Origin of the sequence: Paucilactobacillus suebicus DSM 5007 = KCTC 3549, from assembly GCF_001434475.1 — a bacterium.
GTDB lineage: Bacteria > Bacillota > Bacilli > Lactobacillales > Lactobacillaceae > Paucilactobacillus > Paucilactobacillus suebicus.
In genome coordinates this window covers 49,298-70,055 of the sequence record NZ_AZGF01000011.1, presented here as the reverse complement: position 1 = coordinate 70,055, position 20,758 = coordinate 49,298, and the positions used below count along the sequence as shown (strand labels likewise).

Annotated in this window: 18 protein-coding genes; 1 reads left to right on the top strand and 17 read right to left on the bottom strand. The window is 38.9% G+C overall.

What is annotated here, in order from left to right; translation table 11 throughout:
• Positions 1-10 precede the first annotated feature (10 nt).
• From FD16_RS06245 to dnaE, 9 genes are all read right to left on the bottom strand, one after another.
• Positions 11-724, bottom strand: coding sequence for a pseudouridine synthase (locus FD16_RS06245; RefSeq protein ID WP_010622210.1), 714 nt, complete (start codon positions 722-724; stop codon positions 11-13).
• Positions 696-1,310 carry an SMC-Scp complex subunit ScpB gene (scpB, locus tag FD16_RS06240; protein WP_010622211.1) on the bottom strand — a complete coding sequence of 205 codons (615 nt, stop codon included), beginning with the start codon at positions 1,308-1,310 and terminating at the stop codon, positions 696-698. Before scpB ends, FD16_RS06245 begins: the two co-directional genes overlap by 29 nt.
• Positions 1,288-2,076: a segregation and condensation protein A gene (locus tag FD16_RS06235; protein ID WP_010622212.1), complete on the bottom strand. Its 789-nt coding sequence runs from the start codon at positions 2,074-2,076 to the stop codon at positions 1,288-1,290. The genes scpB and FD16_RS06235 overlap by 23 nt, the downstream gene beginning before the upstream one ends.
• Positions 2,069-2,428, bottom strand: a complete 360-nt coding sequence (locus tag FD16_RS06230; RefSeq protein ID WP_010622213.1) for a hypothetical protein — start codon at positions 2,426-2,428, stop codon at positions 2,069-2,071. The genes FD16_RS06235 and FD16_RS06230 overlap by 8 nt, the downstream gene beginning before the upstream one ends.
• A 17-nt stretch (positions 2,429-2,445) precedes the next feature.
• On the bottom strand, positions 2,446-3,333 hold the full coding sequence (xerD, locus tag FD16_RS06225) for a site-specific tyrosine recombinase XerD (protein WP_010622214.1): 888 nt from the start codon (positions 3,331-3,333) through the stop codon (positions 2,446-2,448).
• Between the two features lie 6 nt (positions 3,334-3,339).
• On the bottom strand, positions 3,340-4,221 hold the full coding sequence (locus FD16_RS06220; protein WP_010622215.1) for a CvfB family protein: 882 nt from the start codon (positions 4,219-4,221) through the stop codon (positions 3,340-3,342).
• Positions 4,222-4,367: 146 nt separating this feature from the next.
• Positions 4,368-5,789: a pyruvate kinase gene (pyk, locus tag FD16_RS06215; RefSeq protein ID WP_010622216.1), complete on the bottom strand. Its 1,422-nt coding sequence runs from the start codon at positions 5,787-5,789 to the stop codon at positions 4,368-4,370.
• Positions 5,790-6,044: 255 nt separating this feature from the next.
• On the bottom strand, positions 6,045-6,761 hold the full coding sequence (locus tag FD16_RS06210) for a transaldolase (protein WP_010622217.1): 717 nt from the start codon (positions 6,759-6,761) through the stop codon (positions 6,045-6,047).
• 23 nt (positions 6,762-6,784) lie between these two features.
• Entirely contained in the window at positions 6,785-10,153 is a 3,369-nt protein-coding gene (dnaE, locus tag FD16_RS06205; RefSeq protein ID WP_010622218.1) for a DNA polymerase III subunit alpha, read from the bottom strand.
• 265 nt (positions 10,154-10,418) lie between these two features.
• Between dnaE and FD16_RS06200 the strand changes: the two genes are divergently transcribed.
• Positions 10,419-10,616, top strand: a complete 198-nt coding sequence (locus FD16_RS06200; RefSeq protein ID WP_010622219.1) for a YjzD family protein — start codon at positions 10,419-10,421, stop codon at positions 10,614-10,616.
• Positions 10,617-10,668: 52 nt separating this feature from the next.
• Here FD16_RS06200 and pepT read toward each other — a convergent pair whose 3' ends face one another.
• The 8 genes from pepT to recO form a co-directional block, all read right to left on the bottom strand.
• Positions 10,669-11,907: a peptidase T gene (gene pepT / locus FD16_RS06195; RefSeq protein ID WP_010622220.1), complete on the bottom strand. Its 1,239-nt coding sequence runs from the start codon at positions 11,905-11,907 to the stop codon at positions 10,669-10,671.
• A gap of 12 nt (positions 11,908-11,919) precedes the next feature.
• On the bottom strand, positions 11,920-12,729 hold the full coding sequence (locus FD16_RS06190; protein WP_010622221.1) for a Nif3-like dinuclear metal center hexameric protein: 810 nt from the start codon (positions 12,727-12,729) through the stop codon (positions 11,920-11,922).
• Positions 12,726-13,421: a tRNA (adenine(22)-N(1))-methyltransferase gene (locus FD16_RS06185; protein ID WP_010622222.1), complete on the bottom strand. Its 696-nt coding sequence runs from the start codon at positions 13,419-13,421 to the stop codon at positions 12,726-12,728. Before FD16_RS06185 ends, FD16_RS06190 begins: the two co-directional genes overlap by 4 nt.
• Positions 13,422-13,520: 99 nt before the next feature.
• Entirely contained in the window at positions 13,521-14,666 is a 1,146-nt protein-coding gene (rpoD, locus tag FD16_RS06180; RefSeq protein ID WP_010622223.1) for an RNA polymerase sigma factor RpoD, read from the bottom strand.
• A 20-nt stretch (positions 14,667-14,686) separates the two neighbouring features.
• The gene (gene dnaG / locus FD16_RS06175) at positions 14,687-16,531 is read right to left on the bottom strand and encodes a DNA primase (RefSeq protein ID WP_029508374.1); all 1,845 of its coding nucleotides are present in this window, start codon (positions 16,529-16,531) and stop codon (positions 14,687-14,689) included.
• A gap of 161 nt (positions 16,532-16,692) precedes the next feature.
• Positions 16,693-18,771: a glycine--tRNA ligase subunit beta gene (gene glyS, locus FD16_RS06170; RefSeq protein WP_010622225.1), complete on the bottom strand. Its 2,079-nt coding sequence runs from the start codon at positions 18,769-18,771 to the stop codon at positions 16,693-16,695.
• Between the two features lies 1 nt (position 18,772).
• Complete coding sequence (gene glyQ / locus FD16_RS06165; protein WP_010622226.1) at positions 18,773-19,699, bottom strand: glycine--tRNA ligase subunit alpha; 927 nt, start codon at positions 19,697-19,699, stop codon at positions 18,773-18,775.
• 260 nt (positions 19,700-19,959) lie between these two features.
• A complete protein-coding gene (gene recO / locus FD16_RS06160) occupies positions 19,960-20,745 on the bottom strand; it encodes a DNA repair protein RecO (RefSeq protein ID WP_010622227.1) in 786 nt (261 codons plus the stop codon).
• Between the last annotated feature and the right edge of the window lie 13 nt (positions 20,746-20,758).

The window sequence follows — 20,758 nt, the reverse complement described above, 5'->3', positions numbered from 1 at the left end:
TAATAATGTTTTATAATTCTTTCAGCTGCATTACTTCACTAGTACGCAATTTACGCCATTGTCCACCGGGTACACCAGCTAGAGTTAAGAAGCCATAGCTTTCACGATGTAATTTAATTACCTCATGTCCAACAGCCTTAAGCATTTTTTTAACTTGGTGATTACGGCCTTCATGGATTGTAACTTGAACAATCGTTGTCTTCTTCTTTTGATCAACATTAGTAATCTTGGTTTTGGCTGGCTTAGTTTTTCTTCCGTCAACCATTACCCCTAAACGTAGTTGCTTGAGATCGTCATTTGTGACAATTCCTTGAACCTTAGCAACATAAGTTTTATCAACCTCGTATTTAGGATGGGTTAGTTTGTTGGCCAGATCTCCGTCATTCGTAAGCAATAATAGGCCAGTCGTGTCATAATCTAGCCTGCCAACAGGATAAATCCTAGTATCAACATCATCCACCAGAATATCAACCACTGTTTTGCGTCCCTTGTCATCATGAGCCGTTGAAACTACCCCACGTGGTTTATTTAATAAGTAATATTCTAGTCTTTGTCTTGATAACGGTACATCGTCAACACTGACATTATCATTGTTAGATACTTTAACTCCTAGCTCAGTGATGACATTACCATTCACTTTTACATGACCAGCTACAATTAATTTTTCTGATTGTCGTCTTGAAGCAACTCCAGCCTCAGCCATTACCTTTTGTAGTCGTTCCATCTTCATTTTCCTCTTGCTTTCTGTTTTCAAATGCATTTAAAAATAGGTCACCAGTTAAGTCCTCATCACTCATGTCGTCCATTCCTGGCAACGCCGGCAAATCAGTTAAACTAGTCAAGCCAAAATAGTCCAAGAAATAATTGCTGGTAGCATACAAAAAAGGCCGTCCGGGGGCATTTAACCGCCCATGCTCTTCAATTAAGTTACGTAAAATTAATTTCTGTACACTTGCGGAACTTTGAACACCGCGAATATCATCAATTTCTAGTCTAGTAATCGGTTGACGATAGGCAATAATCGCCAGCACTTCCAATAGCGCCGGTGATAATGGTGTTGTCAGCGGAACTTCAAAATATTGTTTCACAGTTGGTGCTAGTTGTTTCTTTGTTGCTAACCGATATGTTTGATCACTTTCAAGCAACACCAAAGCACACTCATCATCTTCTTGGTACTTTTTGCTTAACTTTTCAACCATTAATTGAATTGCTGGTCTCATGAAGCCCGTAATACTTTCAAGGTCTGTTAGAGAGATTCCCTCATCACCACTGATAAAAATTAGGCTCTCAATCTGTGCTAAATTGTTCATTTTCAAATTCCTCGCTCTGTGGTCCTACCGATAAAACCAGTGGGTTAAAATTATCAGTTTGCTCTATCAATATTGCCTGATGTTTACATAATTCCAGCACCGCTAAAAAAGTAGTCACTAGCTCGTCACGATTAGTTTGATCGTTAAATAAATCATCAAATATGGTTGGAGCATGTTTAACAACGTTCAAAACCATTTTAATCTTATCGGTTAAACTAGTCCTTTCACTTTGAACAGTTTGTGTTATCGGCTGTGACAGATGTTTACGTTTAATCACAGTCGCAAATGCTTGCTGCAACTGTCCAAGGGTAATTCCAGGGGAAACTTTTGCACCAGCAACATCGTCCGGAATTGAAATTGCAGGTCTCGTAAATTCCTGCTGCCTCTGCTGCTCTTTTTCATGCAGTTCCGAGGCGGCCTGTTTATAACGCTTATATTCCAACAGTTGATCAACCAATTCTTGGCGAGGATCATCCTCTACGTCTTCAACAACTTCCTCGTCTTCATCAGCAGGTAGCAACATTTTACTCTTAATTGACATTAGAGTCGCCGCCATTACAAAATACTCCCCAGCTACTTCAAGCTGATTACTTTGCATTTGGTGTAAAAATTCCAAATACTGAGCCGTGATTTCAGCAATCTGAATATCATAAATATCCATTTCCGAACTTCTGATTAAGTGTAGCAATAAATCAAGTGGGCCTTCAAAGTCGCTAACCTTAATAGTCGGCTGATTGGTATACCTTTGATCCGTATTATCAGTCATCTAGCGTCTTCCCCCAATTGGTAATTAACGGTTGTGTTTCCATCGTACCTACCAATTTTTTCCCTTCGTATTTTGCATGGACCGCGGTCAATAGCGCGAAAATATTTCTACCGGTCCGATCGGTAGGTGTAAACGATAGTCTACGTACCAATACATAGTCATCACCGATTTCCAAACACACAATTCCAATTAAATGATCATCCTCATTACGCCATAAGTACATGGGCCGGTTGGCACTATCGATATACCACTGCATTTCTGTGTTTAAATGACCCAAGTCTTTTAGGTCAGGGATAAATGATAACAATCCCATTGCAATTTTTTCATATTCATCTCGATAGTTAACTAACATTCTATACTCTCCATTCATCAAGCTCTTGGATGATACTTTCGATACACTTCTGTCAGCCTTTTTTGTGACACATGCGTATAAATCTGTGTTGTGGAAATATCTGCGTGACCTAGAAGTTCCTGAACCACCCTTAAATCAGCACCATTTTCAAGAATATGTGTAGCAAACGAATGACGTAAGGTGTGTGGTGTGACGTTTTTTTCTATTCCAGCCTTGTGAACGTAAAGTTTTAAATTCTTCCAGATACCCTGTCTAGTGAGCTGTCGCCCATGTGCATTTAAAAAAACATAATCACTAGATTGTCCTTTTAACAACCGAACGCGAACGGTATTGATATAGCGCTTCAGCCAGTCAATGGCAACTTCGCCAATTGGAATTATCCGTTCTTTATCACCCTTACCCAAAGGCTGAATCAATTCCATATCTAAATGAAGTTCATCAAGGGTAAGATTAACCAGCTCGCTGACCCGCAGGCCGGTTGCATACATCACTTCCAAGATAGCTCTGTCTCTAACACCCAGTTTTTTTGACACGTCCGGTGCTTTTAACAATTTATTAATTTCACTTGTCGTTAGCACTTGAGGTAAATACTGACCACTTTTGGGTGTATCGACTTGTAGCATAGGATCCGCACCAATCAGTTCTTCACCAGATAGATAACGGAAAAAATGGCGCAAAGAAGACACAGTGTGTACAACGGTATTTTTGGCTTTGTTCTGTTTTTGCAGATTGGAAAGATAATTAATAATAGTGTAGTGGTCAACGTTTTTCCACGAATCAATGTGGTCGTTAATTAAATAACGCTGAAATTCCATTAAATCTTGATGATAGCTAATAATCGTATTATCAGAGAGTCCTCGTTCAACTCTCAGGTAATGTAAATAGTCATCAAGTTCATCTTGCATCGCTGGTTATCCCTCACTGGATGACTGTTTTAATACTAAAAAGCCATCTTTTTGTTCAACTAATCCAACCTTCAGTAGATGGCCAACTGCACGTTTAAACTGTCCCTTACTAATTCCAAAGACATCACGAATCACTTCTGGATCAGTCTTATCAGTGTATGGTAATTTGCCATCATCGGTATGTTGAAGCATTGCCAACAACATTTGTGAATCATCACCTATTGCTTCATATGCTCGTGGTTTCATGGATAAATTCAATGAACCATATTCAGAAATACCAATTACACGCACCTTGACCCTTTGTCCCAATCGCGGTTCTTGATCTCTTTCACTAGGATGGACAAAACCCAGATAGTAATCATCGGTCAAAACAAGCGTGCCAGCCATTTTTAATCTATAAACTGTGGCCATCATATCAGCGTTTTTTAGCTGATCAGTTGCACGGTTAGAAATGGCTTCAAAAATATCCCCATCCGCTAGCTGTCCCCAGATGCGATTTTTGTTATCAACCTTAAGAGATATCATCAGTCGATCTCCCTTTTGTGGCCATAACTGTTTAAGTGTTGGCAAATCATCCAGTGACACGGCAATGTCTTTATTTGATAATCCAATATCAACAAACACGCCCAAATCACGGCGCACCGAAACAACCGTACCAAAATCATAGTGATCAATCATCACCTTGGGCGCGTTAACGGTCATTTGTAACTGATGATCATCGTTTTCGTAAACAAACCCTGTAACTTGACCACCAATATGAAGTGGTTGATCAACTTCCTGTTTAGGCAGACGATAAGTAACACCATCTCGATCTTTTTGAACAAAGTAGTCATCGTCATTTTCATCAATCATAATTGCGGTAATTACTCTTCCTAGTGATGTATTCAATATTATTTCCCCCGATTTTTCTAGATAGTACTTATTTTACACGTAACTCACTAAGATTGAAAGCATGCTAAATTCACAAAAAATAAAAAAACTGCTTAATTCAGAAATGTGAATTAAGCAGTTTATTTACACGGAAGAAGTCAAAATTACTTGATTTCTTGAACGCGCATCATATTAGTAGTACCCTTTTTGTCAACTGGTACACCGGCAACAACGATGATCTTGTCACCCTTCTTAGCAAAGCCAAGTTCAACGGCCTTCTTTGAAGCTAATTCATAAAGAGCATCTGTGTCCTTTGGAGCATCAACAACGAATGGTTGTACAGCCCAGTTAATTGTCAAACCGCGTTGTGTCCGTTCGTCAAATGTCAAAGCTAAAATATCAGCATTTGGACGATACTTAGAAATCATCTTAGCAGTGTAGCCTGACTTTGTAGCAGCAACAATGGTCTTGATTCCAAGATCACTAGCAGCCTTTGATACAGCTGATCCCAATGCTTCGGTTACATCAGCAGTATCAAAATCAAATGTTTCAGTACCAAAACGATCTAAAGCATTTTCAGCGTTGATATCAATCCGGTTCATAGTTGCAACGGATTCTACAGGGTAGTCACCGTTAGCACTTTCACCAGAAAGCATCGTTGCATCAGTACCATCGAAGACGGCATTGGCAACATCGGAAGTCTCGGCACGGGTAGCACGAGGGTTTTCCTGCATTGAATCAAGCATTTGTGTAGCAGTAATTACAGGCTTGCCAAGCAAGTTGCAAGTACGGATAAATGTCTTTTGAATCAATGGAACGTTTTCAGCTGGAATTTCAACACCCATGTCACCACGAGGAACCATCAAACCATCAGAAACCTTGATGATTTCTTCAAAGTTATCGATACCTTCTTGTGATTCAATCTTAGGGAAGATTTGAACATGTTCCATGTGCTTTTCTTTAAGCAATGCACGGATATCCTCAATATCTTGTGGCTTACGAACAAACGAAGCAGCAATAAAGTTGATGTCGTTGTCCAAACCAAAACGAATATCACTGTCATCTTTTTCAGTGATACCTGGTAAATTGATTGAAACGCCAGGTGCGTTGACACCTTTACGTGAACCAAGTAAACCATGGTTTTGAACAGTACATACAAGTTCCTTGTTAGCGTCATCTTTTTCGTCGATGACCATGTCAATCAAGCCATCATCGAATAATACGTGACCGCCTTCGTTAACATCGTCATACAAGCCAGGATACGTAACCGCAATCTTGTCATGTGTTCCTTCAATTGAATCATCCATTGAGATACGAGTCTTATCACCAATGTTGAATTCGATCTTACCTTCTTTTTGAACGGTAGTCCGAATTTCGGCACCCTTAGTATCAAGCATGATACCAACAGTCTTGCCAGTAATCTCTTCCGCCTTGTGAACGTTGTTCAAACGGCCCAGGTGTTCTTCATGATCACCATGGGAAAAGTTAAAACGAAAAATGTTTGCGCCAGCATTGATCAATTTAACAATTGTGTCAACGTCAGTACTTGCGGGTCCAAGCGTACTAACAATCTTGGTTTTCTTCATAAGTGAAATCTCTCCTTTGAGTAAGTTGGGTTTGCAATTTATGCGAGCCCCTTGTACAGATGTTATGATATCACTTTTTAAATTTTATGTCTCCATTTTATATCATTTTTGTCAATGAAAACGCTTTAAGATGCTTATGTTATGCATTCATTATTAATTATTTATTACTAAAATAATTAAACAGCATTTATAGATCATCATTACATAAAACAGGAACTCACTTTCGTGAATTCCTGTTTTTGCATTTCTTAAATTTTAGTCTAAGATACTAAATCCAAGGCTTGAAATATCTTTGTCAAATCCTTTAACAGTATCAATTGATACTTGCTGTGATGATTTGCCAACCTTAGCAAGCTTTGCCAAAATTGTTGGTGGAACGGTAATAATATCAACTCCTGCCTTTTGAGCTTGGAAGATATTAATAACCTCACGAGTAGCTGCCCATAACAGTTTTGCTTGCGGATGCTTATTAGTCAATGCAACACTTTGTGCTACAAAATCAGTTGTATCCTGACCAGTATCTGCAACACGACCAACAAAGATTGATACAATTGAAGGAACATCTTCTGACACGCTCTCAAGAGTTTCCTTGACTTGGTCAACAGTCGCAATTGCCGTAACGTTAACCTTGACACCGGCACCTGACAAATCTTTGATTAAATCTGCATTGCTGCTTCCGTCTGCTAAGATAATTGGAATTTTAACAAAGACATGATCACCAAGTGCAGAAATTTTCAAGGCTTCTTTTTTCATCGTTGCATGGTCATTACCAAAAACTTCGAAAGAAATGCTGTAATCTGGGAATTCACTAACAACTTGTTTTGCAAATTCCATATAATTTGTAATACCTGCCTTCTTCATTAATGAAGGATTAGTTGTAAAGCCAGTCACGTAGTCATGTTTGGCTACCTCACGCATATCTTCAATGATTGCACCGTCTGAATATACTTCAATATCAAATTTAGGATCCATAATCTCTATTTCCCTTCTATTAGTTAATTCTGAGAATTTATTTTTTGTAATACCACATTATTAGAGCCAATAATCTTAGTAAGTTGAGCTGCTAAATTACTGTCATCAGTTAACCATTGGTCCTTTGGTTGAATTACCTTTTGATCGGTTACCGGATTGAATAATATAACTGGAATCGTACCACGATGTTGCTTACAGAAAAGCCTCAATTTATCCTCTACATCCTGTGTTTGGTGGTCTCGATCAATTCTTAAAACCCACCTTTTAGTCTTCAACTGATCGTTACTACTTCGAACGTTATTTTTTGAAACATCTCTAGCATCTCGAACCGTGTCTGCCACAATCTGTAGTCCACGGTTAATCTCTGTCTTACCATTAATTAACAATATGTTTTCTTCTTCAAGTAACGATTGAACGCGCTTATAAGTGTTGGGGAAAATTGTCACATCAATTGAACCCGATTGATCGCTTCCAGATACGAACGCCATCTGATCACCACGTTTTGTCCTAATTGTTTTCACGTGGGATACAAACAATAAAACAGTGACTGAACGATCAGCCTGTAATTTTGCAATTGGTGTAATTGTCATTGCTTCAGACAGGCTACCGAACTGATCAACAGGATGACCAGAAAGATAAGCGCCAACGTACTGTTCTTCAAATTCAAGCCGTTGAGTTAATGAAAATTCTGGTCTTTCCTTTATTGTTGGTTTTAGATCTTCAAATAAGCTTAAGCTGGATCCCGTCAATTCTACACTGTCTAGTAATCCAGGCAATGCATCAGTCAGTTCAGCTCTGTTATAACCAAGTCCATCAAATGCTCCACTATAAATTAGCGGTTGAATCAAATCAACACGTCTAAAATTACTGTCCAATCGCTGAATGAATTCTAACAACCCCTGATAATTACCATTGCTGTTTCGATTATCAATAATGGCATCTATAAAGTTATTACGAAGTCCTTTTATAGAAGAAAGGCCAAATATAATTTTATTGTCTTGGACAGTAAACAATCGATCGCTGTAGTTAATATTAGGAGTCAGAATCTTAACACCGTGCTTTTTAACTTCAAGTAAGTAGTCCTTGATTTTGGTTGGATTATTGCTCACAGAGTTCATTAAAGCGGCAAAAAAGGCTTCTGGGTAATGAACCTTAAGATAGGCCATTTCAAACGCCATTTTAGAATAAGCAACAGCGTGTGAACGATTAAAGCCATAGTGGGCAAATTGCTCAATATAGTTAAACACTTGCTTAGCAACTGTCGCATCGTGACCCATTTTCTTGGCACCACTAATAAAGTCAGACTCAGTTCTATTCATCACCTGAGTTTTCTTTTTACTCATGGCACGCCTTAGTAAATCGGCTTCACCCAATGAAAAGCCAGCCATTTCTGAAGCTGCTTGCAACACCTGCTCTTGGTATACCAAGATACCATAGGTTGGCTCCAAAATTGACTTAAGCGAGTCATCGGGGTACATAACTGGTTCTTGCCCTTTTTTCCGTTTAATAAACGTGTCAATATTGTCCATTGGGCCTGGCCGATATAATGCATTAACAGCAACAATTAATTCGAAATTATCTGGATGTAACTGAACAAGAACGTTCTTTATGCCAGCAGATTCAAACTGAAACACGCCGTTAGTATTCCCTTGTTGAAATAGCTGTAAAGTTTGCTGGTCATCTAATCGAATCTGTGACAAATTAAAATCTGGTTTTGTCCGTTGAATGGTGCCTACGGTTTGAGCCATGATCGTTAAATTACGTAACCCAAGGAAATCCATTTTCAATAACCCAAGCGACTCAACTGTGTCTTTCGTGAATTGAGTCATTAGTAGGCCATCGCTACCATCCTGTAAGGGCACAATGTTGATCAGTGGTTCATCAGACAAGACAATACCTGCCGCATGAGTTGAGTAATGCCGTGGTAACCCTTCAAGCCGCCTAGCAACTTTGAACAATAGCTGGTTTTTTGAACTTTCACCCACTAAATTACGCAACTTTAACGAATCGTTCAACGCATTATCTAGACTAATATGCAATTGATCCGGAATAGCATCGCTCCAAGCACTTAATTCCGACTTAGATAACCCGAATACTCGGCCAACATCTCGTAAAACCTGCTTAGCTGCCAATGTTCCAAAGGTGATAATCTGTGCCACTTTTTGGTGACCGTACTTATCATGAACATACTGCAGTACTTCCCCACGGCGACTATCCGGTAAGTCTAAATCAATATCCGGCATTTGTGCACGTTGTGGGTTTAAAAATCTTTCAAACAATAAATGGTATCGTAGCGGATCAACATCCGTAATTGCTAAAGCATAGGCAACTAAGGAGCCGGCTGCAGATCCTCGACCAGGACCAGTCATAATTTGAGCTTGGTGTGCAAAATGCATAACATCCCAAATAATCAAGAAGTAGTCATCAAATCCCATTTCATGAATGACCTGCAGTTCTTTAGCAAGCCGCCTTGAGTAATCGCTAACATTAAATCCTGGAGCAATCGTCCTCTTTTTTAGCCCATCAATGCACAATTCACGCAAAAATTGTTGTGATGTCTTATCACCTTGCGCTGGAAAATGAGGCAACACTGGTGCTTGAAATTGGAAATCAACCTGACAAATTTCAGCAACCTTAACGGTTTGATAAACTGCCTTTGACAGTTGAATTTTCTCATATGAGTCAGCTTCCTCAGCCATTGGTCTCAGAAAATGATCGCCCAGCTGAGACGCCAAAGACTCTGGATCTTGAAACTTGCTTCCCTGGTCTATTGACCTTAACACCTCAACTGAAAAATGATCATCGGCATTTAAATAACCGGCTCTGTTTAAAGCAATTTTTTCAACATTGGTTTGTTCACTGAGTTGTTCAATTGACTGGCGTTTAACCGCATCAACCTGAGGATTAATACCAATAAAAGTGCTATCTGGATCCGATGACTGTTGCCACATTTTTACTAAGTCAACAGCTTTTTTTATATCTCCTTGAAAAACAAGTTTATAAGCTTCACCATTGACAGGATGAATAATAAATAGATCTTGTAAATAATTCTTTGCTTGTTCAAAATCAATCGATCGTTGTTCGCCCGTATTTCGTAATGTGGACAGTTTGGCAAGATTTCGATACCCATTCTGATTCTTGGCTAGCATAACTATCGGTTCTTCAGATTGATCGGTATCGTTCATCACTGACAGTGTCATCCCGATAATTGGGTGAATTCCAGCCTTACGAGCAGCATTATAAAAATCAACCACTCCATATAATACATTTTCATCGGTCAGTGCCACAGAGGCATATCCTCGCTCTTTTGCAGTCTGAACTAAATCATCAACTTTAGTCGTGCTGTTCAGCAAGCTGAAGCTGCTTAAAACCTGTAGTGGTACAAATTCCATTTCCGATCATCCTCTCCACGTAATTATACCAAAGACCACCCCCAGTCATGAACTGTTAAATTTAGATTAATCTATACCAATAATGTTATTTATATAATAACAGTTTTAATATTGCCGCTTTGTTACTGTATTGTCAAGTATTTTGAGAAAAAATATATCCTTTCAAACATATATACCAATTTCAAAATTATCAAATTATTTATTTGCTTTGTTTCTCAATCAAATAAGTGCTAAACTGAGTTATGTAAAATGAGAGGTGAGTATCATGCGTTACATTGTTCAAAACCTAGTCGCTGCATTTTGGGCACTCCTTTTAGGTGAAATTCTTGGGTATATCGGTAGTCAACTTGACATTCTGACAATCCAACCACTTGAAATGGGCATAATTGCCGTTGTTGTGGCGTTAGTTGGTGCTAACTGCTTCTATTATCTCACTCACAGTGCTGAGCTAAAAGAAGACTAATTTAACTAAAAAAACAACCGTGAGACAAATAATTTGTCTCACGGTTGTTTTTTTATTGATTCGAATTAATGCCAATAATTTCAAGTAACACATCAACCGCCTGTTCCATCACTTGAAGCGAAACAAACTCGTATCGTGAATGCATATTCTCAGGGCCCGCAAATAAATTAGGCGTTGGTAGCCCCAAAAACGAAATCTTAGAACCGTCTGTACCACCGCGTACTGGATAAATCACTGGAGAAATACCAAGTTGTTTCATCGCCTGCTTGGCGATTTCCACAACGTCCATGTGATTTTCAATTACTTCTCTCATGTTGTAGTACTGGTCGTGCATGTTTAATGTAATTCTGGGAATATCGTAATTAGAGTTCATTTGGTTGATAATATTTTTTAAATTAGCTTTACGTTGATTAAAAATATGCTGATCATGGTCTCTAATAATGTAGTTCATTTCTGCATGATCCACAGTTCCCGTCAAATGATCCAAATGATAAAATCCTTCCCGGCCTTCCGTTAATTCGGGTCTGTCATTCTCCGGTAACTGATTATTAATATCAATTGCGAGTTGTAATGCGTTAACCATCACACCCTTTGCTGTGGCTGTGTGTACATCTTTTCCTTGAATTGAAATTGTGGCCTGCGCGGCATTAAATGTTTCATACTCTAATTCGCCCAGAGGTCCACCATCAACAGTATACGCAAAATCAGCGTCAAAATCGGCAACGTCAAAATGATCGGCACCTGTTCCAATTTCTTCATCAGGTCCAAAACCAACTTGGATCTTCCCGTGTTTTACTTCAGGATGATTTTGCAAATATTCGGCCATTGACATGATTTCGGCAACTCCTGACTTATCGTCAGCTCCCAATAGCGTTTCTCCATTGGTGGTAATCAGTGTCTGCCCATTGTATTTTTTCAAAGCTGGAAAGTCACTAATTGTTAAAACATACTTTCCATCACGATCCAATTTTATATCGCTTTTACCATCATAATTTTCAACAATCTGTGGTTGAATATTGTGTGCATTAAAATCTGCCGTATCAATGTGTGCAATAAACCCGATTGAAGGAACTTCATTGTTAATATTACTGGGAATCGTTGCCAATACATAACCATTAGTTGGATGAATTCGAGCATTTTTCAAATTTAAATCATTAAGTTCTGAGACGAGTTGCTTAGCAAACTCAGTTTCCGTTTCAACAGATGGAATCGTCTTAGAATTTTCATCAGATCTTGTTTCAGTTTTAGCATAACTGATAAACCTTGGTAACAAATTTTCATACTTGCGCATTTGCAACGCCTCCTATACAAATGTAAACGGCTCAGTATTAACTTTTGATTCTGTGATTTGAATTTGCCAATTATTTTCGGTAGACCATTTATCAAATAACAAATGCAACTGATGAACACAGACACATTCAATATGATGTCCTGGATCCACAACCACCAAGTTGTGAGCAATCATGTCATGGGCAACATGATATGAAACATCACCAGTAATGTATGCATCAGCGTTCATGGCTACAGCTTGCTTATAGAACTCACCACCTGATCCACCCAATATTGCTACTCGGTTAATTAATTTAGTTGGTTCACCATTAATCAGTCGTAGGCCCTTGATATTGAACACTTGCTTGCAGTACACAGCGAAATCATCAGTATTCATCGCCTTGGGCAAGATTCCAACTCTCCCCATACCATATAGTTCGCCACTGTTTGGATCAATTCCACCATCTAACAACGGCACCGTCTGTGTTAAATTTAATTCATGAGCCAGCCAGTCATTCATCCCACCATTAACGTTATCAAGATTGGTGTGCGCTCCATAGACAACAATATCATGTTTAATTAATTCAGCGTACATATTATTTTGTGGATCACTCAAATCTAAATTTTCAGCTGCATGAAACATCATTGGGTGGTGTGCAAAAATAAAATCAACGTGTTTCTCTATTGCTTCTTTAACAACTTCTGGCCGCACATCCAGTGTTGTCATCACTCTTGTCACCGGTTGAAATGAATTTCCCAACTGTAACCCAACATGATCCCACTTTTCAGCAATTTGTGGAGACGCAAATTGTTCAAACCTATACATCAAATCTTTTGCAATCATTCTAGCACCCTCTGAATTTGTCTAATTTGTTGTTCAAACTGAGTAATTTTAGTTCGTGGAGGATTACTGGCAATTTTCATATGCTCAATCGAATCTCGTAAGTGTTCTGCTTCTTCTCGCCACTTCGCCTTAAACACCTCATTTTTTTGTTGCAGCAACCAAGGACCAAAATACAGTTGGCTTTCACTGTAGTTAACTACTTTATTCGAAGGTTGAGCCACAATAATTTCATAAGTATGCCCATCCTCAGACAGTATCGACTCATTTGTAATCCTAAACTGATGATTCATTAGCCACTGTCTTAAACCAAACTCACCAACATTTGGTTGTAAAATTAATGATTTAACACCACTTAAATTTTTAATTCCTTCACTTAAAATTTTTGTAATCAGTGTTCCGCCCATACCAGCAATCGTAACCGCGTCAATAAAATCATTACTAGTTATTGCGGACAATCCATCCGCCTGACGTACATTAATGATATGATCCAATTTTTGGCTCTTAATTTCGTGAAGTGCATTTTCAAATGGTCCTCTAGCTACTTCTCCCGCCACAGCATATACAATTTTATTTTGTATCGCCAAAGCAGCTGGCAAATAAGCGTGATCAGAACCAATATCTGCTAACCTTGCACCCACAGGCACAAAAGATGCGACTGTTGCTAATCGTTTTGATAGATGTCTTGCGTCCATATCATTATTACTCCATTTATAATTTTTGATTCAAAAAAAGGGAAGATTCTATTAACCAACTGGTGCTGGTAGAATTCTCCCCGATGTGTTTGTTAATAATTATTCTAAGAAATCTTTCAATTGTTTTGAACGTGATGGGTGACGCAATTTGCGTAACGCCTTGGCTTCAATTTGACGAATTCGTTCACGAGTAACGCCGAACACTTTACCGACTTCCTCTAGCGTACGAGTACGACCATCATCTAGACCAAATCTAAGTCTCAAAACATTCTCTTCGCGATCAGTCAGCGTATCGAGAACATTTTCCAACTGTTCCTTAAGCAATTCATATGCAGCATGATCTGCAGGGCTTGTGGCATCTTGATCCTCAATGAAATCGCCCAGATGAGAATCATCCTCTTCACCAATTGGTGTTTCAAGTGAAACTGGTTCCTGAGCAATTTTCAAAATTTCACGCACTTTTTCAGTTGGCATATCCATTTCGGCACCAATTTCTTCGGGGGTTGGTTCACGGCCAAGATCCTGAAGTAATTGACGCTGAATGCGAATCAACTTATTGATTGTCTCAACCATGTGGACTGGAATACGAATAGTACGTGCTTGATCAGCAATCGCGCGAGTAATTGCTTGACGAATCCACCAAGTAGCATAAGTCGAAAACTTGAATCCCTTACGGTAATCAAACTTTTCAACGGCCTTCATTAATCCCATGTTACCTTCTTGAATTAAATCAAGAAATTGCATGCCGCGACCAACATATCGCTTAGCAATCGAAACAACCAGACGCAAGTTGGCTTCGGCTAACTCTTGCTTAGCGCTCTCATCACCCTTTTCAATTCTTAACGCTAGGGCGACTTCTTCATCAGCACTTAACAAGCTAACACGACCAATTTCCTTCAAGTACATCCGAACTGGATCATTAATTTTAACCCCTGCAGGTGCGGTTGTATCATCAAGTTCCTTTTTCGATACTTCTTGTGCTTTCAATGCTCGAGGATCAGGTTCGCCATTTTCATCGACAACGCTAATACCAGAGTCTTCAACATTTTGAATTAGATCGTCCATTCCTTCAGCAACAAGTCCGAAAGGAGTAGCAATCTTATCAGTCAATTCATCATATTTAATGGCTTTCTTCTTCTTGTACTCACGAATAAGCTTTCCAACGGCAGAATCATATTTTTTTTGGTCAAAGTCTTCCTTGTCAGAAATAACCTTATTTTTGTCTTTTTTAACACTTTTTGCCATTTATATTGTCTCCTCACATTTTATAATTGTTGCTGTTTTTTCATTAGATCAACTAACTCAATCGTTAATTTTGCCTCAAGGTCACGGTTCTTTAATTGTGATGCCTCACGTAATTGCGACTCTTTATTTGATATCTGGTCTTGAATTGGGGTTTGCTTCATAATTATTTTGATATAATCATTAGCCGCATCCATATTCCCTACATCACTAGCTTGGATTAACTCAATATCAACCAAAACTTGTTGTAAATGGTTGTCCTCAACGTAATCAGAAAACTTAGCTGGATCGTAATTGCTATGGGTTTCAAAATAACTAGCCGCGATTAGATACAGTGTTTGGTACTCTTCATGAACAAAAGCAAACTGATCCACTGATTGAACATGAACCCAAATGCCGTGATCATGAAGCATCTGCCTTAACAGCATTCTCTCAGCTACTTCAGTACGATCTAATTGCTTTTTTTCAACCTGTTGGACCGTTGCGGAATTTACGCCACGATACGTTTGCCTTGTTTGTTGACGTTGTTCACTGGTAACTCTTTGCCTCGTTAATTCTCTTAGTTGCCCAGTAATAGCTGTCTTATCAAGATTGAATTCAGCAACTAATTGGTTAACATAAATATCTTGCTCCATTTCACTAGAAACAGTCGCTATCAATTTAATAGCATCATTCAAATAATTAATCTGATCCGCTTCGTTGTCCAAATTCAAATCGTGGCGTAAGTACTTTAATCCAAACGAAACTGGTGTTTGTCTAGCACTACTAAGCCAATCCTTGAATTTTTCTGCACCGTATTTTTGTAGATACTCATCAGGATCAATACCTGCTGGCATCGATACAATTTCAATCTCTAGCTTGGGTGCCTGCTCACTAATAACGCTAATTGCCCTATTGGTTGCATTCTGCCCAGCAGAATCTCCGTCATAACAAACATCAATGCTTGAAGTAACCCTTTCTATGGTGCTAATTTGTTCTTCCGTCAAACTAGTACCCATTGAAGCAATGCCGTTGGTAACATCCGCTCTGTAAGCTGCAATAACGTCCATAAAACCTTCGAACAGCACCAACTTACCATCACGTCTAGCAGCCTTACGAGCAATATCAAAGTTGAATAATACTTTACGTTTGTTAAAGATCTTCGTCTCTGGACTGTTCAAATACTTTGGCTGATCAGTATTTTCTGTGGATAATAACCTACCAGAAAATGCAATTACCTTCCCAGAACCATTTTTAATTGGAAACATTACTCGGTCTACAAATCTGTCATATAAATGACCATCTTGCCATTCCAAAAAAAGGCCAGTTTGTCTTAGCAGATCATCATCCATATTTTTGTCATGCAAAAACTGATACATCAGTCGTTGAGGTGGTGCATAGCCAATGCTAAATTGGTCAATAATGTCTTTTGATAATCCTCGCTTAGTGAGATAATCTAACGCACGCTCCCCAGCAGCAGTATTCACCAAAATATGATGATATAGCTTAGATGCTAATTCATGAACATCTATTAGTTGTGCCGTTAAGCTGTCAACCTGCGGAGCTTCATTATAATCACGAGATTCGACCGATTGTGGTAAATCAATTTGATTATCTTGCGCAACCTTTATCACAGCTTGTGGAAACGATATGTTCTCAATTTCCATAATAAATTTGAAAACGTTCCCGCCACGCCCACAACTGAAACAATGAAAAATTTGCTTATCTTCATTCACAGAAAACGATGCCGTCTTCTCTTCGTGAAACGGACAAAGCCCAAATAAGTTCTTTCCTGACTTCTTTAGTTGCACATACTGGCCAACTACATCAGAAATATTAACAGAACTACGCACTTGGTCAATTACTTCCTCAGGAATCCTGGTCGCCATCAAAACACCTCGGTTCAATTCACCCATAGCTACGAAAAGTCGCTTTCCGAATGGAATGCGACCTTGTTCATCCTCACATTTATACATAGTACATGTTAACACAACTCAAAAAGATGTCAATCAAAACACCCTCGAGTTAACACCTTTGTCAAGTAGAGTAACTATTTTACAATTAATTCGTCTAAATTACCAACTTTTAAGATTAATTTAGACAAAATTGAGAGCTGCTGCAAACGGTTAGTTTTAACTGCCTCGTTATCAGCCATAATCATGTTCTCGTCAAAGTAGGCACTGATAACAGGTTCTAAGGATAATAGTCCATCTAACTGCTGTGACACAGTCTGTTTTTCAAAATTATCATCTAACTCACTGACACTGTCATAGAGTTTCTTTTCAGAAGGATTTTCAAACAGTTGCGTATCAACAGATAATTCCTGGTTGTCAAATTCACCTTTCTTAGCGATTCTCATCACTCTCGTTAAGGCTTCCACAGAATCCTTAAATGAATCCTCAGCAAGATGCTTATTAATTGCATCAACGGCCTCAATAATATTTTCAACATCAGTTTGTGAACTACCTAATACGGCATCGATAACATCATGACGAACTTTACGTCCGTTAAATAGTTGATGTAATCGGCCCTTAATGAAGTCACTAACCTCACTTGAATTATGTGTAATATCAAATGATGGACGTACATCGTTTTTTGCTAATTGAACAGCAAATTCACTGGCAATATTAAGTAATGAAAGATGCCATTGTTTATCATCAATAATTCTGACAATACCAAATGCTTGGCGTCTTAATGCATATGGATCATTTGATCCACTTGGAATCATATCAACAGCAAAGAAACTAATGATGCTGTCGAGTTTGTCCGCGACTGCTAATACAGATCCAATAGTAGTGGCTGGTAATGCTCCGTCCGCAGAGATTGGCATGTAATGTTCACGAATTGCTGTTGCAACATTTGCAGGTTCACCCTGTAATAGAGCATATTTTTCTCCCATAATTCCCTGAAGCTCAGCAAACTCTCCTACCATTCCGGAAGTTAAATCAAACTTGTAAATTTGACTTGCTCGTTTTAACTGATTCAGTTCGTCATCACTGAGGTGGAGGCTAGTGCCAATCATTTGACCAAGGACAGAAACGCGTTGCATTTTATCGTACATTGAGCTGATCTTATCATGAAAGCTAACATTCTTCAGTCGATCAACATATTGGTCAATCGTTACTTGTTGATCTTCTTGGTAGAAGAATCGGGCGTCCTCAAGACGAGCAGTCAAAACTCGTTCGTTACCACGAATTACATTATCAATAAAGTCTTTGTTTCCATTACGAACAGAAATAAAGTTAGGCAGCAGTTTTCCTTCACCATCACGAGCATAGAAGAAACGCTGATGATCCTTCATTGAAGTGATCAAAACCTCATCTGGTAATTCAAGGTACTTTTCATCAAAATGACCACTAAATGCAGTTGGCCACTCAACTAAATTATTAACCTCTTCCAAAAGATCTTCATCAATAGCAATTTCCCAGTTATTTTGCTGAGCAATACTATCGATTTGTTCTTTAATTAATTGCTTACGTTTCTTTTGGTCCGCAATCACAAATTCTTTCGTTAAGGCGTCTTCATAATCTGTTGCTTCATCAAGCGTGATGTCACCACCTAAGAATCGATGGCCACTCGTTTGATTTCCAGTTTCAACGTTTAAAATCGAAAATGGCACAACTTGACTATCCAATAGTGCAACTAACCATTTAATTGGCCGAACAAATTCAAACTTATTAGTTGACCATTTCATCATAGTTGGAAAGTTCATAGCCATGATAATATCTTTTAGTCCAGTTAAAACGTCTGCAACTTCTTTGCCAGCAATGTGTTTTTCTACGTAAACATACTCGGTACCCTTGATATCTTTGAAAGTAATATCATCCACAGTTAAGCCTTGCCCTCTCGTAAAGCCCATTGCGGCCTTAGTCCAGTTACCATCGGCATCCTGTGCAATTTTTTTGGCGGGTCCCTTAACTTCCGTGTCAATATCTGGTTGCTTGTCTGCCACACCAGTCAGTAAAAGTGCCAGACGCCGTGGAGTAGCAAATGGTTTAATTTGATCAAAAGAAATGCTTTGTTCCTTTAAGTACTTGGTCACACGCTGCGTTAATTGCTGAATACTTGGCGTTACTACGTGTGCTGGCATTTCTTCAACGCCAATTTCTAATAAAAATGAATGGCTCATTTTACTTTGCCTCCTTGTCGTCTGCTAATAATGCCTGACGTTTAGCTTCATCCTTAATCAGTGGGAATCCGAGTTTTTTACGTTCTGCCACAAATGCACGGGCAATCATCCGGGCTAGGTTACGAATCCTTGATAAATATCCGGCTCGCTCAGTTACAGATACTGCACCACGCGCATCCAGCAAGTTAAATGTATGACTGCATTTCAAAACGTAGTCATAAGCTGGGTGCACCAATCCTGCTTTAATTAAACGCTGAGCTTCTGCCTCATACTCTTCAAAGAATTTTAGTAGCATTTCTTGGTTGCTCATTTCAAAGCTATACTTTGAATGCTCATATTCTGGTTCCTTGAAAATATCACCATATAAAACACCTGGCGCCCACTCCAGGTCAAAAACATTATTAACATCTTGAATATACTGCGACAATCGTTCCAGTCCGTAGGTTACTTCCGAAGCAACTGGATCCATTTGAAGACCACCAACAACCTGGAAATAAGTAAATTGAGTAATTTCCATGCCATCAAGCCAAACTTCCCAACCAACACCGGCACAACCCATCGAAGGATTTTCCCAGTTGTCTTCAACAAATCGAATATCATGTTCTAGCGGATCGATTCCTAATTCGCGTAAGCTTCCCAAGTACAAGTCCTGAATATTATCAGGTGAAGGCTTCATAATTACTTGAAACTGGTGATGTTGATACAGACGGTTGGGATTATCACCATACCGACCATCCGCGGGACGACGTGATGGTTCAACATACGCTGCATTCCAAGGTTCTGGGCCAATTGCTCGTAAAAATGTGTACGGACTCATCGTTCCAGCACCTTTTTCTGTATCATAAGCCTGCATCAACATGCATCCTTGCTTCGCCCAATACTTCTGCAACGTTAAAATAATTTGTTGAACTGGTAATTTTTCTGTCATCGTTTTTCTCCTCTCAAAATAAAAGCCCTGTAAAGATTAGTATTGTACCAATCTTTACAGGGACGATAATTAATTCGCGGTTCCACCCTGCTTTTTTGCTTACGCAAAACAGCTTAATTACAGATCTGACTTGCTAGAGTGCCGAAAGACTCATAATGCACGGCTCTCACTACCCCGCACTCGCTTTCCTTGAATCTATTAAACTCCGTCATCATCATCTATTTAATTCTAGTTAATCATAATCGACAACCTTATCCTTGTCAATCGTCATTTGTCAGCGGCGGCAGCTTGTTTTCCCAAGTACCCAACTGATCAATGAATTTCTTACTTTTTAACCGCAATCCAACACCATCATCATAAATTTCATCAATGACCTGACGCAGATGTTTTTTAGTCTCTTCATGAACCTCAATAGAAGTAAGTTGATCTAAATTTAAACGGGAAAATTTACGCAAATAGTAGATAGTTCGCTGATCAACATGTAATCGGTATGAATCAAGATGATAATGTTCCTGACATAGTAGACCACCGTACTTAATTGAATAGTCCAATGGAAGATCATTGCGACCACAAACGCTACACCCCTGCCAGTTAGGTGCAATGCCGAAAACGTTGAGTAATTGAATTTCAATAATATTAGTAATTATTCGCTCATCGAAACCCTCATCAATTAACGTTAATGCTTGTTTAATTTGATGAAACCAACCACCCAACTGCTGCTGATCAGCAAAAGCACTATCAACTAATCCCAGAATATATGTTGCGTACGCGTTTTTAACAATATCTTGAGTAATCTGGTAAAAATGATGAGTTTCAAGAGCTGTATTAATAAAACTAAGCCCCTCACGATTCAGAACACCAACGTAATTACCATCTGTAAACGGTAATACGTCAGCCGCGATTCTTGAACCACGTTTACGAACATTTTTAACAAAAAACATGGTTTTACCAACTCGGTCGGTCAATATTTTAATTAATTGGTCACGTTCGCGATAATCACGCCGGTACATAATGATACCTTCAAACTCTTCCGCAGAACCTACCATATTAACCACCTCA

What these genes read in the sequence shown, in the direction of transcription:
- FD16_RS06245 (WP_010622210.1), bottom strand. Translation starts at nt 724, where the DNA reads ATGGAACGACTACAAAAGGTAATGGCTGAGGCTGGAGTTGCTTCAAGA.
- scpB (WP_010622211.1), bottom strand. Translation starts at nt 1,310, where the DNA reads ATGAACAATTTAGCACAGATTGAGAGCCTAATTTTTATCAGTGGTGAT.
- FD16_RS06235 (WP_010622212.1), bottom strand. Translation starts at nt 2,076, where the DNA reads ATGACTGATAATACGGATCAAAGGTATACCAATCAGCCGACTATTAAG.
- FD16_RS06230 (WP_010622213.1), bottom strand. Translation starts at nt 2,428, where the DNA reads ATGTTAGTTAACTATCGAGATGAATATGAAAAAATTGCAATGGGATTG.
- xerD (WP_010622214.1), bottom strand. Translation starts at nt 3,333, where the DNA reads ATGCAAGATGAACTTGATGACTATTTACATTACCTGAGAGTTGAACGA.
- pyk (WP_010622216.1), bottom strand. Translation starts at nt 5,789, where the DNA reads ATGAAGAAAACCAAGATTGTTAGTACGCTTGGACCCGCAAGTACTGAC.
- FD16_RS06210 (WP_010622217.1), bottom strand. Translation starts at nt 6,761, where the DNA reads ATGGATCCTAAATTTGATATTGAAGTATATTCAGACGGTGCAATCATT.
- dnaE (WP_010622218.1), bottom strand. Translation starts at nt 10,153, where the DNA reads ATGGAATTTGTACCACTACAGGTTTTAAGCAGCTTCAGCTTGCTGAAC.
- FD16_RS06200 (WP_010622219.1), top strand. Translation starts at nt 10,419, where the DNA reads ATGCGTTACATTGTTCAAAACCTAGTCGCTGCATTTTGGGCACTCCTT.
- pepT (WP_010622220.1), bottom strand. Translation starts at nt 11,907, where the DNA reads ATGCGCAAGTATGAAAATTTGTTACCAAGGTTTATCAGTTATGCTAAA.
- FD16_RS06190 (WP_010622221.1), bottom strand. Translation starts at nt 12,729, where the DNA reads ATGATTGCAAAAGATTTGATGTATAGGTTTGAACAATTTGCGTCTCCA.
- FD16_RS06185 (WP_010622222.1), bottom strand. Translation starts at nt 13,421, where the DNA reads ATGGACGCAAGACATCTATCAAAACGATTAGCAACAGTCGCATCTTTT.
- rpoD (WP_010622223.1), bottom strand. Translation starts at nt 14,666, where the DNA reads ATGGCAAAAAGTGTTAAAAAAGACAAAAATAAGGTTATTTCTGACAAG.
- dnaG (WP_029508374.1), bottom strand. Translation starts at nt 16,531, where the DNA reads ATGGCGACCAGGATTCCTGAGGAAGTAATTGACCAAGTGCGTAGTTCT.
- glyS (WP_010622225.1), bottom strand. Translation starts at nt 18,771, where the DNA reads ATGAGCCATTCATTTTTATTAGAAATTGGCGTTGAAGAAATGCCAGCA.
- glyQ (WP_010622226.1), bottom strand. Translation starts at nt 19,699, where the DNA reads ATGACAGAAAAATTACCAGTTCAACAAATTATTTTAACGTTGCAGAAG.
- recO (WP_010622227.1), bottom strand. Translation starts at nt 20,745, where the DNA reads ATGGTAGGTTCTGCGGAAGAGTTTGAAGGTATCATTATGTACCGGCGT.